The organism is Krasilnikovia cinnamomea (genome assembly GCF_004217545.1).
Taxonomy (GTDB): domain Bacteria; phylum Actinomycetota; class Actinomycetes; order Mycobacteriales; family Micromonosporaceae; genus Actinoplanes; species Actinoplanes cinnamomeus.
On sequence record NZ_SHKY01000001.1, the window covers coordinates 4,157,338 to 4,170,718 of the forward strand.

Genomic DNA, 13,381 nt, shown 5'->3' on the forward strand with positions numbered 1-13,381 from the left:
ACCGCGCGGGCCCGCTGCCGATAGTCCGCTGCGCACCCTGTCGCTCCGGCCTTGTCCCCGGGCCGACGATGCCGGGTCGCAGGCCAGGAGGAACGGATGCCCGGGAGAGTGACCACGGTTCTCGCACGGTGGTCGCGCAAGCGCCCGCGCCTGCGGTTCGTCGCGGCGGCGCTGGTCCTGCCGGTGACCGCTGCCGTGGTGTGGCCGGGGCTGCCGCACGCGTTCGGCCAACCGGGCGTCGACCCGGAGACGCTGTGCCGGCAGGTGCTTGAGGAGATGAGGTCGTCCGCCGAGGGCCGGTCCTTGTTCGAGAGCGCCGTCGCCGACTGCACGGTGGTGGTGCGCGACAAGTCCGCCGGTGGGCAGCTCATGGCGGCGCGGTCCCTGCTCGCCGGACTGGTATCGGCAGGCGCGCCACGGCCCGTGGCCATGGCGAGCGGTGCCGCTCCGGGCTGCGTCCGCGGACCGGGCCGGCCGGTGCTCGCCACGACGATACCGACGTTGTCGGCGACGTTCGCCGCGATGCAGAACGTCCAGGAGACCACGTTCGAGCTGCGGCGCCTCGGTGGCACGCAGGACATCTTCGCGGTCACGACCAGCGGACAGGATCCCGGCCAGCCCGCGACCGTGGACATCGAGCGGGATCAGTTCGGGCCCGGAGAGTCGTACCAGTGGCGGGTGCGGGCGCGTGGGGACCAGGCCGTTGAGGATGCGGCCTGGCAGCAGGCAGCCGTGGCGGCCGGTGACGGTGACATCGACGAGACCAGGTATCACAGCAGCCTGCCGGGCTGGTCGGACTGGTGCGAGTTCACCGTGTCCGCCGACGCGCCCGACCTGCGCTCCCTCGACCCGAACATCGACCTCGACAACGTGCGGGAACTCGGGCTGCGGCCCGACCGGCGCTACGCGGTCACCTTGACCGTCCGGGAATGGCGGACCGTCCTCGAACCCCTCGAGTTCGACGTCGGGAGCGTCATTGACGCGGACAACGGGTCCGAGGAAGTCGCGACGAACCCGGCGGGAAATATTGGGACGGCGATCCGGGGACGGATCCGGGCCGTCGGCGCGACGGCCCCCGCGAGCCGACCTGTCTCCGTCACGCTGGACGGTGGTCAGTGGGCCTCGCTCGCATGGGAGCTGGCCAACTGGGCGGGCATCCAGGACGAGATGGCGGACGAGGACGAGGAGGTTCCGGACGGTGCGGCGTTCTGGGCGCTGCTCGACCGGATCTCGACCCGGCTGGGCGGCCCCGCCCACCCGACCCTCGGCCACGAGCGGTGACCTCCGCCGATCCTTTCGCCCGCTCCGCGCCGTAGCGGATCGAAACGCATCTTCCCTGGTAGGACCCGCCTCAGTAGTGCGCGCAGGCGTGCCCGCAGTGTGCCAAACGGACAACGCGGCTTTACGGGGGACGGGGAGCGCGGCTATCGTCCAGGCAGAACAACCTCACGGGAGTCCGGTGTACCGGGCTGAGAGGGGGGCTGCAGCCCCCGACCGTCGAACCTGATCCGGATCATGCCGGCGCAGGGAGGAGTGAGTTGTGGGCTCTGCGTTTCCCCGCCTGCACGTCATCACGGACGCGCGGCCCGGCCGTGACGCCCTGGGCGTGGTCGCGGCCGCCGTCGCCGCCGCCACCGGGACCCCGGACACCCTGGCCGTCCAGGTACGCGTCGAGGACGACGTCACCGACCGGGCGGCGTACGAGTTCGGGCTGGCCGTCGCCCGGATCTGCCGTCCCGCCGGGGTGATGGTCCTGGTCAACGATCGGCTGGATGTCGCGGTCGCGGTCGACGCGGACGGTGCGCACGTGGGCGCGGACGACCTGCCGGTCGCGGCCGCGCGCGGGGTGCTCGGGCCTGCGGCGGTCCTCGGCGCCACCTGCCGCGAGCCGGTGTCGGCCCGCGCGGCGGTCGCGGCGGGCGCCACGTACCTCGGGGTGGGACCGGCGTTTCAGACCAGCACGAAGGCCGGGTTGCCGGCGCCGCTCGGCGCGCCCGGCATCGGGGCGGTGGCCGGGGCCGTCGAGTCCACTCCGGTCATCGCGATCGGCGGAGTCGACGTCGACGCGGTCGGCGAGTTGCGCGCGGCGGGTGCGTACGGCGTCGCGGTGGTCGGTGCGCTGGCCCACAGCGCGAACCCGCAGGCCGCCACGTCCGCGCTGCTCAAGGCGCTCGCATGAGCCGCGCGGCTGGTCGGCTGGCGGGGAGCACCGCCGGGCGACGGGCGGGTGCGTTGTGAGTGGCACACCGGATGTCGCGGTCGTCGGTGGCGGGATCGTGGGGCTGGCCATCGCCTGGCGGCTGACCCAGCGCGGTGCGCGGGTCGTCGTGCACGACCCGGGTCCGCCGGGTGCCTGGCACGTGGCGGCCGGGATGCTGGCGCCTGGCGGCGAATCGCCGTTCGAGCGTCCGGCGCTGGGGCGGCTGATGGCCGAGTCGGCGCGCCGCTGGCCCGGCTTCGCGGCGGAGCTGGGCGCCCAGACCGGGCAGGACCTGGGGTACGACGAGACCGGCACGCTGGGTGTCGCCCTGACCGTGGACGACGTGGCCGAGGCGAGCCGCGTGTGGCGCCATCTCGGACTGACCCGGCTGGGGCCGAGCTCGTTGCGGGACCGCGAGCCCGCGCTGTCACCCCGGGTGCGTGCCGGTGCCCATGTCCCCGACGACCGCCAGGTCGACCCGCGCCGGGTGGTCGGCGCGCTGCGGGGGGCGCTCGGCGCGGCCGTGGTGCCCACGGCGGTGTCCCGCCTCGACGAGGTGCGGGCCGGGCGGGTCGTGGTGGCGGCCGGGTGCGGTACGGCCGCGCTCACCGGGCTGCCGGTGCGGCCCGTGAAGGGGCAGCTGCTGCGGCTGCGCGGGGAGCCGGACACGTTCCGGCACGTGGTCAGCGGCTACGCCGACGGGCGGCACGTCTACCTGGTGCCGCGCGCCGACGGCGAGGTGGTGGTCGGCGCGACCCAGGAGGAGCGTACGGATCGGACGGTCACCGCCGGCGGCGTGCACGACCTGCTGCGGGCGGCGCTGGACCTGGTGCCCACGCTGCGCGAGTTCGCGCTGACCGAGACCATGGTGGGTTTCCGTCCCGCCACCCCGGACAACGCGCCGCTGCTCGGCGCGCTCGACGACCGTACGGTCGTCGCGGCCGGGCACCACCGCAACGGGGTGCTGCTGGCCCCCGTCACCGCCGACCTGATCGCCGACCTGGTGACCGCCGGTACGGCCGATCCGATGCTGGCCGAGTTCCACCCCGGGAGGTTCGCATGCGCCTGACCGTCAACGGATCCCCGCACGCCGTCGACGACGCCGTCACGGTCGCGGGCCTGGTGTCCACCCTCACCGAGGCGCGTCGCGGCGTCGCGGTCGCCGTGAACGGTGAGGTGGTGCCGCGCTCGGGCTGGTCGGCGGCGGTGCTGCGGGACGGCGACCGGGTCGAGGTGCTGACCGCGGCGCAGGGAGGCTGACCATGTTGCTGGGAGATTCACGGCTGATCCTGGGTACGGGCGGGGCCAGCAGCCTCGCCGCGCTGGAGTCGGCGATCGTCGCCTCCGGTACGGAGATCGTCACGGTGGCGCTGCGCCGGGTCGATGCGGCCGGGCCGGGCCTGCTGCCCATGCTCGACCGGCTCGGCGTGCGGGTGCTGCCAAACACGGCGGGCTGCTACACGGCCGGGGACGCGGTGAAGGCCGCCCACCTGGCGCGCGAGGCGTTCGAGACGGACTGGGTGAAGCTGGAGGTCATCGGCGACGAGCGCACCCTGCTGCCGGACGCGGTGGAGCTGCTGCGGGCGGCGGAGACGCTGGTGGCCGACGGGTTCACGGTGCTGCCGTACACCAGTGACGACCCGATTCTGGCGCGCCGTCTCGCCGATGCCGGCTGCGCGGCGGTGATGCCGGCGGGCGCGCCGATCGGCTCGGGGCTCGGGGTGACCAACCCGCACCACATCCGGCTCATCCGGGATTCCGTGGACGTTCCGGTGATCCTCGACGCGGGCATCGGCACGGCGTCCGACGCGACGCTGGCGATGGAGCTGGGCTGCGACGCGGTGCTGGTCGCCAGCGCGGTGACCCGGGCGGAGGATCCGGCGCGGATGGCGGCCGCGATGCGGCACGCGGTCGAGGCGGGCCGGCTGGCGGCGGGAGCGGGCCGGATTCCGCGCCGGTTCCACGCGCTGGCCTCCACATCGGACGACGGGTTGCCCCAGTGGTGAGGCCGGGCGCCGGCGTTGCCGGTGCGCTCCGCGCCGGCCAAGGCCTTGGACGGTCCGGGGGCCGGGTCGGGGGCGGGCGGGCTGCGGCGCCGGGTCGGCGCGTCCCGTCCGGGATCGTGTTGCTCACCGACCGCCGGGCGGCCCGGATGCCGCTCGTTGAGCTGGTCGCGGCCGCCGCGCCGGACTGGGTGGTGCTGCGGGAACGTGACCTGCCCGGGGTCGAGCGGCGGGAGTTGGCGGATCGGCTGCGCGCGTTGTTGCCGCCAGGGCGGCTGATCGTGGCGGGGCCGGATCCGCTCGGCGGGGACGCGGTGCATCTCGCGGAGGGTGACCCGGTGGCCCGGCTGGGGCTGGTGGGGAGGTCCTGCCACGCGGTGCCGCGATTGTCCACGGAGGACTACGTGACCCTGTCGCCGATCTTCCCGACCGCGTCGAAGCCAGGGTACGGCCCGCCGCTCGGTCCGGACTACGCCGCCGAACTGGCCCGTCGCGGCCACTGGACCCGAGCCGCCCCCGAGCGGGCCTCTCGTGCCGATCCGGCCCGTAGTGCCGATGCGGCCGGTAGTGCCGATGCGGCCGGTAGTGCCGATGCGGCCCGTAGTGCCGGGCCAACCCGTAGTGCCGGGCCGGATCGTGGTGCCGTCGGCGGGGTGCCGTGGCTGGCGTTGGGTGGGATCGACTCCCCGGAGCGGGTGGCGGCGTGCCTGACCGCGGGGGCCATGGGTGTGGCCGTGATGGGCGCGGTGATGCGGTCCGCCGACCCGGCCGCCACGGTGGCGCGGATGCGTGCCGCGGCGATGGCCGCGTCGTGACCCCGGTGGTCGTGCTCACGATCGCGGGGTCCGACTCGGGGGCGGGCGCCGGGATCCAGGCGGACCTCAAGACCTTCGCGGCGCTCGGGACGTACGGGACGTCGGTGGTCACAGCGGTCACGGCGCAGAACACCCGGGCGGTGCTCGACGTGCATGCCGTGCCCGCCGCGATGGTCGACGGGCAGCTCGACGCGGTGCTGGACGACTTCGAGGTGGCGGCGACGAAGGTGGGCATGCTCGGCACCGAGGAGGCCGCCGAGGCCGTGGCGCGGCGGGCCCGGGCCGGGCGGCTGCCCAATCTCGTGCTGGATCCGGTGCTGACCGCCAGCACGGGGCGGCGGCTCGGGCTGGTCGCGGCGGTCGATCGGCTGCTTCCGTACGTGAATGTGCTGACACCCAACCGCGCCGAGGCCGCCGCGCTGCTCGGCCGGGCGGCGCTCGGGCCGGACGAGGTGGCGGGCGCGGCCGCGCAGCTGGCGGCCGCCGGTCCGGGCGCGGTCGTGGTGACCGGCGGCGACGCGGAGGGAGGGGAGGTCGCTGATCTGTTGTGGACGAACGGGGGCGCGCGGACGTTTGCCGGGCCGCGCGTCGAGACCACGAATCAGCACGGGACGGGCTGCACCTTCTCGGCCGCGGTCGCGGCCCGGCTCGCGCTGGGCGACGAGGTGGGCGAGGCCGTGGGCTTCGCCAAGGGGTACGTGACCCGGGCGCTGGCGGGCGGCCGGGACTGGACGGTCGGCGAGGGTGCCGGCCCGCTCGATCATTTCGGCTGGTTCGCCTGACGAGACAGGCGGTGGCCGGGCGGTTCCGTGCGCCCGTACCCCGCCCAGTTCATACCGATTGGGGAGGAAAAAGAATGAGGCGCAAGGTGTACGTCGAAGGCTCCCGCCCGGACCTGCGGGTGCCGTTCGCCGAGGTGCCACTGACCGGCGACAACCCGCCCGTCCGGCTGTACGACACGTCCGGGCCAGGCAGCGACCCCGAGGCCGGGCTGCCGCCGCTGCGCGGGCCGTGGATCGCCGAGCGCGGCGACGTGGCGCCCGTGGCGGGCGGCGGCAGCCCCCTCGCGGGACGGCGGCCGACCCAGCTGGCGTACGCCCGCGCCGGGATCGTGACCCCGGAGATGGAGTTCGTGGCGATCCGCGAGGGGGTCGACGCCGAGGTGGTGCGCGAGGAGATCGCGGCGGGACGGGCCGTGTTGCCCGCCAACGTCAACCACCCCGAGACCGAGCCGATGATCATCGGCGGGCGCTTCCTCGTGAAGGTGAACGCGAACATCGGCACGTCGGCCGTCAGCTCCTCGATCGCCGAGGAGGTGGAGAAGCTGACCTGGGCCACCAAGTGGGGCGCGGACACCGTCATGGACCTGTCCACCGGCAAGCGCATCCACGAGACCCGCGAGGCGATCGTGCGCAACTCGGCCGTACCGATCGGCACCGTGCCGATCTACCAGGCCCTGGAGAAGGTCGACGGCGACCCGGTCCAGCTGAGCTGGGAGATCTTCCGGGAGACCGTGATCGAGCAGGCCGAGCAGGGCGTCGACTACATGACCGTGCACGCCGGGGTGCTGCTGCCGTACGTGCCGCTGGCGGTCAACCGGGTCACCGGCATCGTGTCGCGCGGCGGGTCCATCATGGCCGCGTGGTGCCTCGCGCACCACAGGGAGAACTTCCTGTACGAGAACTTCGCCGAGCTGTGCGAGATCCTGGCCCGCTACGACGTCACGTTCTCGCTGGGCGACGGGCTGCGCCCCGGGTCGATCGCGGACGCCAACGACGAGGCCCAGTTCGCGGAACTGCGTACGCTCGGGGAGCTCACCAAGATCGCGTGGGCACACGACGTGCAGGTGATGATCGAAGGGCCGGGCCACGTGCCCATGCACAAGATCAAGGAGAACGTGGACCTCCAGCAGGAGCTGTGCGACGGGGCCCCGTTCTACACGCTCGGGCCGCTGACCACCGACATCGCGCCCGCGTACGACCACATCACCTCGGCCATCGGGGCGGCGATGATCGGCATGTTCGGCACCGCGATGCTCTGCTACGTCACGCCGAAGGAGCACCTCGGGCTGCCGAACCGTGACGACGTCAAGGCGGGGGTGATCGCGTACAAGATCGCGGCGCACGCCGCCGACCTCGCCAAGGGGCATGCGGGAGCCCAGGAGTGGGACGACGCGCTGTCCAAGGCGCGGTTCGAGTTCCGCTGGGAGGACCAGTTCAACCTGGCGCTCGACCCGGAGACCGCGCGGGCGTACCACGACGAGACGCTGCCGGCCGAGCCCGCCAAGACGGCGCACTTCTGCTCGATGTGCGGGCCGAAGTTCTGCTCCATGAAGATCACCCAGGAGCTGAAGGAGTACGCCGCCAAGGGCATGCAGGACAAGAGCGACGAGTTCGTCGCCTCCGGTAGCCGGGTCTACCTGCCGCTGGCCTGACACCGGCGGGGCACCGGCGGCCCGCCGGTGCCCCGCGGGCGCCGCGCGATCTCGATCCGATGCCCGCGATCTTGGTCCGATTCCGCCCCCATAGGGGCGCCACCTGACCAAGATCGCGGTGGGCCACACGGCTTGCCGGGAGGGGCGGTGCGGGTCGGGCAGGGGGTAGCCGTGTGGTGACGCGGTCCCGGGGCGGGGCAGCCGTGTGGGTGGGGCGGTGCGGGGCAGGGCTGGGGCGTGGGACTCAGTCCGTGCTCAGGCCGCTGACCCAGTCCACGTAGTCGTTGCTGTCCTTGGCGCGGGAACCGGAGCCACCCTTGGCCTGTGCGGGGATCGTGTCCTGCGCTCGCGGTGGGGTGGTGTCCTTGGCCTTTGACCTGCCGAAGCGTCGCTGGCGGCGGTCCGGGCGGGGCTCGCGTTCCTCGTCCTGGGCGGGTTCTGGCAGTCGATGGCGGGGTGCGCCCCCGCCGCCGGTGGTGCTCCCGGCAGCGCTGGCCGCGAAGCCGTTGAAGGGCGTGGGCTCCGGATCGGCGTCCGTCCGGGCGGACGGGGGTTCGGGTTGCCGGGGGCGGGGGCGGAACGCGTCCGCGAAGTTGGCTCGTTGTCCGGGGGTGGCCGGAGCGGCCGGTCCCGGGTCCGCCGGCCGCCGCGTACGTTTCCTCCCGGTCGCCTGGCCGGTCGGCGCCTCGACGGGGGCGCCGGCGTCCGAGGAAGTCGGCGGCGCCGCAGTCGGCGGCGCCGCGCGTCCGGCGTCCGGCGGCGCCGCGCGTCCGGCGTCTGGGGATGCCGCGCGTCCGGCGTCTGGGGATGCCGCGCGTCCGGCGTCCGGGGATGCCACGCGTCCGGCGTCCGGCGGCGCTGTGTCCGCGTCGGCGGAACGCCCGGGACGGTCGGCGTCGGGATCGTCGGACTCCGTCAGCGGGCCACGGCGCAGCACGGCCGCCAGTACGGAGCCGAGCACCCCCGCGCCCGCCGCGGTCATGGCCGCCCAGTAGGGCGCCGTCTGCTCGCTGGTCGTCCCCGGCCCGGCGATCAGGTACGCGACCGTGAGCAGGGCGGCGCCGGGCAACCCGGCCAGCGCGATGGCGAGGGTGGGCCGGCCGGTACGGCGGGCCGCCCAGCCGACACCGAGGCCGACCAGCAGCGCCAGCACTGGCATGGTCACCAGCGCGGTGTGCGGCACCATCCGCTCGGGGAGCCAACTCGGCTCGAACACCCCCAGCCGGACCGTGGACAGCGGCCTGCCGGGCGCCAGCGACGGCGCGACCGAGACCAGCGCGACCAGCCACACGACGGCACCGGCGGCCGCGAAGCTCCACCGGGCGACGACGCGGGCCAGCGCCGCGCAGGCGGCGAGGACGCCGACGACGGCGCCGAGCCCGGCACAGATGCCGATCACGACGTCCGGATCGACCCCGGTGACTCGCGCCGCCCGCGCGGGTTGCATGGTCAGGGCGACCACGACGGCGGCGCCGAGGCCCGCGACCAGTGCGAGGGCGATGACGGCGCCGGGTCCGGGGGCGGGCGGCTCACCCGCACGGGGAACGTCTGCCCGGTTGCCGGATTCCGGTGGGGCGTCCGGGGCCCGCCCGGAGGCCGCGGGCGGGACCAGCGCCTGCCAGGCGGCCGGGCGGGCACGGGCGAGCCAGCGCGTACCCGCGATCGCCCCGGCCACCGCGGCGTTCATGGCGAACCAGGCCACCCAGGCGAGTTGCGCGGTCCACTGATCACGGGCGGTGACGTCCAGCACCTGGGCGAGCTGAACGATGCCGAGGCCGTACGCCAGCCCGAGTTGGCCGGCGGCCGCCAGCGCCGCCATGCCGAGGGTGACCGGCAGCAGCCGGGCCCAGGTCCGAAATGCCATGCCAGGCACGTTACGGAATGGTCGATGGCCGTCGCCACCCTCACGGCGGGTTCTTAAGGTAGGCCAAACCTCCGATGCCGCTCCGGCCGGCGCCGGGCTTTCGACCGGCATCGAATCGGTCACCCAGCGTCACCCGAGCAGAGGTAGTACCCGTTCGGCGATCAGATCCACGTGGGCCAGATCGGACATGTCGATGATCCGCAGGTGGACCCGGCTCGCCCCGACCTCGGCCAGCTCGCCGATGCGTTGCACGAGTGCCTCGGGCGGCCCCACGACCGGGTCCTCGGGCGGCAGCGCGCTCGGGACGTGCAGCGGCGCCGCGCGGTGCCGCGCCTCGGCGTCGGTGCGGCCCAGGGCGACCACGACCCCCGCCGACAGGGTCAGCGGCCGGTCCGCGGGACGCCCGTACGTCTGGCAGGCCTGCCGGACCCGGTCGAAGGCCGTCGCGGTCTCGGCGACCGTCTTGAACGGCATGTTGAACTCGTCCGCGTAGCGGGCGGCCAGTTCCGGGGTGCGCCGGGGGCCCCGGCCGCCCACGATGATCGGTGGCCCGGGCCGCTGCACCGGCTTGGGCAGCGCGGGGGCGTCGAGCAGCTGGTAGTGCTTGCCGTCGAAGCCGAACCGGGCCCCGTCCGGGGTGGACCACAGGCCGGTGATCACCGCGAGCTGCTCGGCCAGCCGGTCGAAGCGCTCCCCGAGCGGCGGAAACGGGATCCCGTACGAGGTGTGCTCGCGCTCCAGCCAGCCCGCGCCCATGCCGAGCTCGACCCGGCCGCCGCTCATGGCGTCCACCTGGGCGACCATGATGGCCAGCGGGCCGGGCAGGCGGAACGTCGCCGAGTTCACCAGCGTGCCGAGCCGGATGCTGCTCGTCTCGCGGGCCAGCCCGGCCAGGGTGATCCACGCGTCCGTGGGGCCCGGCAGGCCGACGTCGGCGCCCATCGACTGGTAGTGGTCGGCGCGCAGGAAACCCTCGAAACCGGCCTGCTCGGCATGCCGTACGAAGCGGAGCTGGTCGTCGTAGGTGGCGCCGCGGTGCGGTTCGGTGAACAGGCAGACGCGCATCGTTCTCCTCGTCGGCCTCTCGTCAGGCCATCAGCAGTTCGTGCAGCTCGGCGCTGCACCGGGCCACCTCGTCGGTGTGCGCGGTGCGGCCGAGCGTGCGCGGCCGGGGGATCTTGATGTCCAGCACCTCGCGGATGCGGCCGGGGCGCGGGGTGAGCACCACCACCCGGTCGGCCAGCAGGACGGCCTCGTCGATCGAATGGGTGACCAGGACGATCGTCGCGCCCAGCTCCATGTGCAGCCGCTGCAGCTCGCCGGAGAGCTCCTCGCGGGTGAGCGCGTCCAGCGCGGAGAACGGCTCGTCCATGAGCAGCACCCGGGGGTCGGCGATCAGCGCGCGGCACAGCGCGACCCGCTGCTGCATCCCCCCGGACAGCTCGTGTGGCGACCGCTTCGCGAACTCCGTCAGGCCGGTGAGTGCCAGCAGCTCCGCGGCGCGGGCCCGGTAGTCCGCGCGCCGCCAGCCGAAGATCTGCACCGGCAGCAGGACGTTGTCCACCACCGACCGCCAGGGCAGCAGGGCGGGGCGCTGGAACATCATGGCGATGTCGCGCCGCGGCTTGGTCACCCGTTCGCCTGACACCCGGATTTCGCCCGCGCTCGCCGGAAGCAGGCCCGCGACGAGGCGCAGCAGGGTCGACTTGCCGCAGCCCGAGCGGCCGACGACGGCGACGACTTCGCCGTCGCCCACCTCGAGGTAGATCTCGCGGAGCGCTTCCACGGTGCCGGAACGACTCGTGAACGAGCGCGATACCCCGGAGAAACTGATCATCTGCGCCCGCCCCAGATTGCTTCCGGTCAATGCGTGGGAACTGTAACCCGATGATGTTGCGCGACCGTGACAGCACTGTCCACAGAGATCACTGAGACAAAACCGTCATCGAAGTGCCGTGTGATTTCCCCTACGCTTGCCCCGCGAGTTTCACTCACGACATCACGCGGCGCCAGCCCCCATCTGGTGCCGTCCCCCTCGAACAACCCCTCGGTTGGCCCCTCGGTTGGGAAGGAACACGGTGCACAGAAGAGCCTTCACCCGTACGCTCGCTGCGGCCGCGCTCGCCGCGACACTGGTCGCTGCCGCCGGCTGCGACGACTCCGACGACACCGCCAAGGCCAGCGGCCAGTCACTCGAAAAGGTGACCTACCTGACGTCGTTCGGCACCTTCGGCCGGGACGCCTACGCCTACGTGGCCAAGGAGAAGGGCTACTTCGCCGACGCCGGGTTCGATGTGGACATCAAGCCCGGCGGCGGCACGGGGGAGAATCTCAAGATCGTCACGGCGGGCCAGGCGCAGTTCGCGCCGATCGACCTGACCGGCCTGCTGCTGGCCGCCGGGTCGGGCCAGGCCAGCAACTACGTCGCGGTGTCCGGCATCCAGCAGCGCACCATGGCGGCCATCATCACCCTCGAGGGCAACGGCATCACCTCGCCGAAGGACCTCGAGGGCAAGACCCTGTCCGACTCCCCGGCCTCGGTGGTGCGCAACCTCTTCCCGACGTACGCGAAGCTGGCCAACATCGACGCGTCCAAGGTGACCTGGCAGAACGGCACGCCGCAGACGCTGATGGGCACGCTGGCCGCGGGCAAGGCGGCCGGCATCGGGCAGTTCGTCGTCGGCAAGCCCACGGTGGAGGCCATCGCCAAGAAGCCGGCGATCGTGCTGCCCTACAGCGACTACCTCCAGGACCTGTACGGCAACGTGCTGCTCACCTCGCAGGCGTACGCCAAGGCGCACCCCGACCGGGTGAAGGCGTTCACCGGGGCGCTGCTCAAGGGGCTGGGCGACGCCATCGCCAACCCGGACGAGGCGGCGCAGGTCCTCAAGAAGTACGTACCCACGACGAACCCGCAGGCCGCCGCCGCGGAACTGACCCTGATGGGCCCGTTCGTGAAGTCGGAGGCCTCCGGGGTCCCGGTCGGCGCGCTGGACAGCCAGCGGGTGGCCCGCAGCATCGCGATCCTGCAGGGCTCGGGCCAGATCAAGCCGGGGCTGACCCCCGAGCAGGTCATCGACTTCAGTCTGGTGCCGACGGCCTGATCGATGCGCACCGTGGGCGCGCCGGAGGCACTTCCGGCGCGCCCACGGCCGGGCTGGGAGGACGACATGACCGAGTTGGCCACGGCCGCGCCGCACCCGGCGGTGACCCCCGATCAGCCCGTACGGCGGTGGCGGACCGTCTCCGCGATCGCCTGGCCGCTGCTGGGCCTCGGCCTGGCGATCGGCGGGTGGTGGTTGGCCACCGCGCTGTTCGCGGTGCAGACGATCATCCTGCCCGCGCCGCCCGACGTGGTGTCGGCCTTCCGCGCGCTGCGCGGGGAGTTGCTGGCGCAGACCGGGCACACCGCCGTCGCGACGCTGCTCGGGTTCGGCCTGTCCGTGCTGGTCGGGGTGGTGATCGGAGCCGCGATCGCCGCCTGGCGGCCGTTCGAGCGGATGTTCCAGCCGCTGCTGGTCGCGTTCAACGCGGTGCCGAAGGTGGCGCTCGCGCCGCTGATGCTGATCTGGTTCGGCTACGGCCGCACCCCGGTGCTGGCCATGGCGTTCATGGTGTGCTTCTTCCCGATCGTGCTGTCCACCGCCACCGGCCTGACCACCACCCCGGCCGACCTGGCCGAGCTGGTCCGGGCGATGGACGCCTCGCGGCTGCAGACGTTCCGTACGGTGCGCCTGCCCGCCGCCCTGCCGCATATCTTCGTCGGGCTCAAGGTGGCGATGCCGCTCGCGCTGATCGGCGTGGTGGTGGGCGAGATGCAGTACGGCGAGTCCGGCCTCGGCACGATCATCGTGCAGACCAGCGGCCAGGGTGACACCGCGACCGCGTTCGCCGCGATCGTGCTGCTGGCCGTGGTGAGCATCGTGCTGTATTACTCGCTGGTTCTGGTGGAGCGGCTGCTTCTCCCCTGGGTCCGCGCCACCACCTCGGCGCGCTGACCTGCTCACTGACATCACCAGCCACCGCGCCGGGCCGACGGCGCCAGCGAGGGCGCGCGCCGGGCGG

The 13,381-nt window shown here is 73.5% G+C and carries 13 protein-coding genes and 1 riboswitch; of the genes, 10 read left to right on the forward strand and 3 right to left on the reverse strand.

Translation table 11 applies throughout. From position 1 onward, the window contains the following. Positions 1-96 precede the first annotated feature (96 nt). The 8 genes from EV385_RS18885 to thiC all read left to right on the forward strand — a co-directional run bounded on the left by EV385_RS18885 (position 97) and on the right by thiC (position 7,452). The gene (locus EV385_RS18885; RefSeq protein ID WP_130510658.1) at positions 97-1,281 is read left to right on the forward strand and encodes a hypothetical protein; all 1,185 of its coding nucleotides are present in this window, start codon (positions 97-99) and stop codon (positions 1,279-1,281) included. 157 nt (positions 1,282-1,438) lie between these two features. Then, positions 1,439-1,547, forward strand: a riboswitch (TPP riboswitch). 14 nt (positions 1,548-1,561) lie between these two features. Next, on the forward strand, positions 1,562-2,179 hold the full coding sequence (locus EV385_RS18890) for a thiamine phosphate synthase (protein ID WP_423203123.1): 618 nt from the start codon (positions 1,562-1,564) through the stop codon (positions 2,177-2,179). A 55-nt stretch (positions 2,180-2,234) separates the two neighbouring features. Further along, positions 2,235-3,269 carry a glycine oxidase ThiO gene (thiO, locus tag EV385_RS18895; protein ID WP_130510660.1) on the forward strand — a complete coding sequence of 345 codons (1,035 nt, stop codon included), beginning with the start codon at positions 2,235-2,237 and terminating at the stop codon, positions 3,267-3,269. Further along, positions 3,260-3,460 (forward strand): sulfur carrier protein ThiS, encoded by a 201-nt coding sequence (thiS, locus tag EV385_RS18900; protein ID WP_130510661.1) that lies wholly within the window; start codon positions 3,260-3,262, stop codon positions 3,458-3,460. The genes thiO and thiS overlap by 10 nt, the downstream gene beginning before the upstream one ends. 2 nt (positions 3,461-3,462) lie before the next feature. After that, positions 3,463-4,206, forward strand: coding sequence for a thiazole synthase (locus tag EV385_RS18905; RefSeq protein WP_130510662.1), 744 nt, complete (start codon positions 3,463-3,465; stop codon positions 4,204-4,206). Between the two features lie 146 nt (positions 4,207-4,352). Next, positions 4,353-5,018, forward strand: a complete 666-nt coding sequence (locus EV385_RS18910) for a thiamine phosphate synthase (protein WP_242625313.1) — start codon at positions 4,353-4,355, stop codon at positions 5,016-5,018. Beyond that, positions 5,015-5,800 carry a bifunctional hydroxymethylpyrimidine kinase/phosphomethylpyrimidine kinase gene (thiD, locus tag EV385_RS18915; RefSeq protein ID WP_130510664.1) on the forward strand — a complete coding sequence of 262 codons (786 nt, stop codon included), beginning with the start codon at positions 5,015-5,017 and terminating at the stop codon, positions 5,798-5,800. Before EV385_RS18910 ends, thiD begins: the two co-directional genes overlap by 4 nt. Before the next feature lie 74 nt (positions 5,801-5,874). Beyond that, on the forward strand, positions 5,875-7,452 hold the full coding sequence (gene thiC, locus EV385_RS18920; protein ID WP_130510665.1) for a phosphomethylpyrimidine synthase ThiC: 1,578 nt from the start codon (positions 5,875-5,877) through the stop codon (positions 7,450-7,452). 244 nt (positions 7,453-7,696) lie between these two features. Here thiC and EV385_RS18925 read toward each other — a convergent pair whose 3' ends face one another. From EV385_RS18925 to EV385_RS18935, 3 genes are all read right to left on the reverse strand, one after another. Next, positions 7,697-9,316, reverse strand: a complete 1,620-nt coding sequence (locus tag EV385_RS18925; protein WP_130510666.1) for a hypothetical protein — start codon at positions 9,314-9,316, stop codon at positions 7,697-7,699. A gap of 129 nt (positions 9,317-9,445) precedes the next feature. Then, on the reverse strand, positions 9,446-10,381 hold the full coding sequence (locus EV385_RS18930; protein WP_130510667.1) for an LLM class F420-dependent oxidoreductase: 936 nt from the start codon (positions 10,379-10,381) through the stop codon (positions 9,446-9,448). Between the two features lie 22 nt (positions 10,382-10,403). Beyond that, positions 10,404-11,153 carry an ABC transporter ATP-binding protein gene (locus EV385_RS18935; RefSeq protein WP_130513409.1) on the reverse strand — a complete coding sequence of 250 codons (750 nt, stop codon included), beginning with the start codon at positions 11,151-11,153 and terminating at the stop codon, positions 10,404-10,406. 241 nt (positions 11,154-11,394) lie between these two features. On the opposite strand from EV385_RS18935, the gene EV385_RS18940 reads away from it, so the two are divergent. Both EV385_RS18940 and EV385_RS18945 read left to right on the forward strand, forming a co-directional pair. Further along, positions 11,395-12,420: an ABC transporter substrate-binding protein gene (locus EV385_RS18940; RefSeq protein ID WP_130510668.1), complete on the forward strand. Its 1,026-nt coding sequence runs from the start codon at positions 11,395-11,397 to the stop codon at positions 12,418-12,420. Positions 12,421-12,486: 66 nt separating this feature from the next. Further along, positions 12,487-13,314 carry an ABC transporter permease gene (locus EV385_RS18945; protein ID WP_130510669.1) on the forward strand — a complete coding sequence of 276 codons (828 nt, stop codon included), beginning with the start codon at positions 12,487-12,489 and terminating at the stop codon, positions 13,312-13,314. Positions 13,315-13,381: the final 67 nt, after the last annotated feature.

Bases quoted from the DNA above. Each gene is read 5' to 3' on its own strand.
- EV385_RS18885 (WP_130510658.1), top strand. From the start codon at position 97: ATGCCCGGGAGAGTGACCACGGTTCTCGCACGGTGGTCGCGCAAGCGC.
- thiS (WP_130510661.1), top strand. From the start codon at position 3,260: ATGCGCCTGACCGTCAACGGATCCCCGCACGCCGTCGACGACGCCGTC.
- EV385_RS18905 (WP_130510662.1), top strand. From the start codon at position 3,463: ATGTTGCTGGGAGATTCACGGCTGATCCTGGGTACGGGCGGGGCCAGC.
- EV385_RS18910 (WP_242625313.1), top strand. From the start codon at position 4,353: ATGCCGCTCGTTGAGCTGGTCGCGGCCGCCGCGCCGGACTGGGTGGTG.
- thiC (WP_130510665.1), top strand. From the start codon at position 5,875: ATGAGGCGCAAGGTGTACGTCGAAGGCTCCCGCCCGGACCTGCGGGTG.
- EV385_RS18925 (WP_130510666.1), bottom strand. From the start codon at position 9,316: ATGGCATTTCGGACCTGGGCCCGGCTGCTGCCGGTCACCCTCGGCATG.
- EV385_RS18930 (WP_130510667.1), bottom strand. From the start codon at position 10,381: ATGCGCGTCTGCCTGTTCACCGAACCGCACCGCGGCGCCACCTACGAC.
- EV385_RS18935 (WP_130513409.1), bottom strand. From the start codon at position 11,153: ATGATCAGTTTCTCCGGGGTATCGCGCTCGTTCACGAGTCGTTCCGGC.
- EV385_RS18945 (WP_130510669.1), top strand. From the start codon at position 12,487: ATGACCGAGTTGGCCACGGCCGCGCCGCACCCGGCGGTGACCCCCGAT.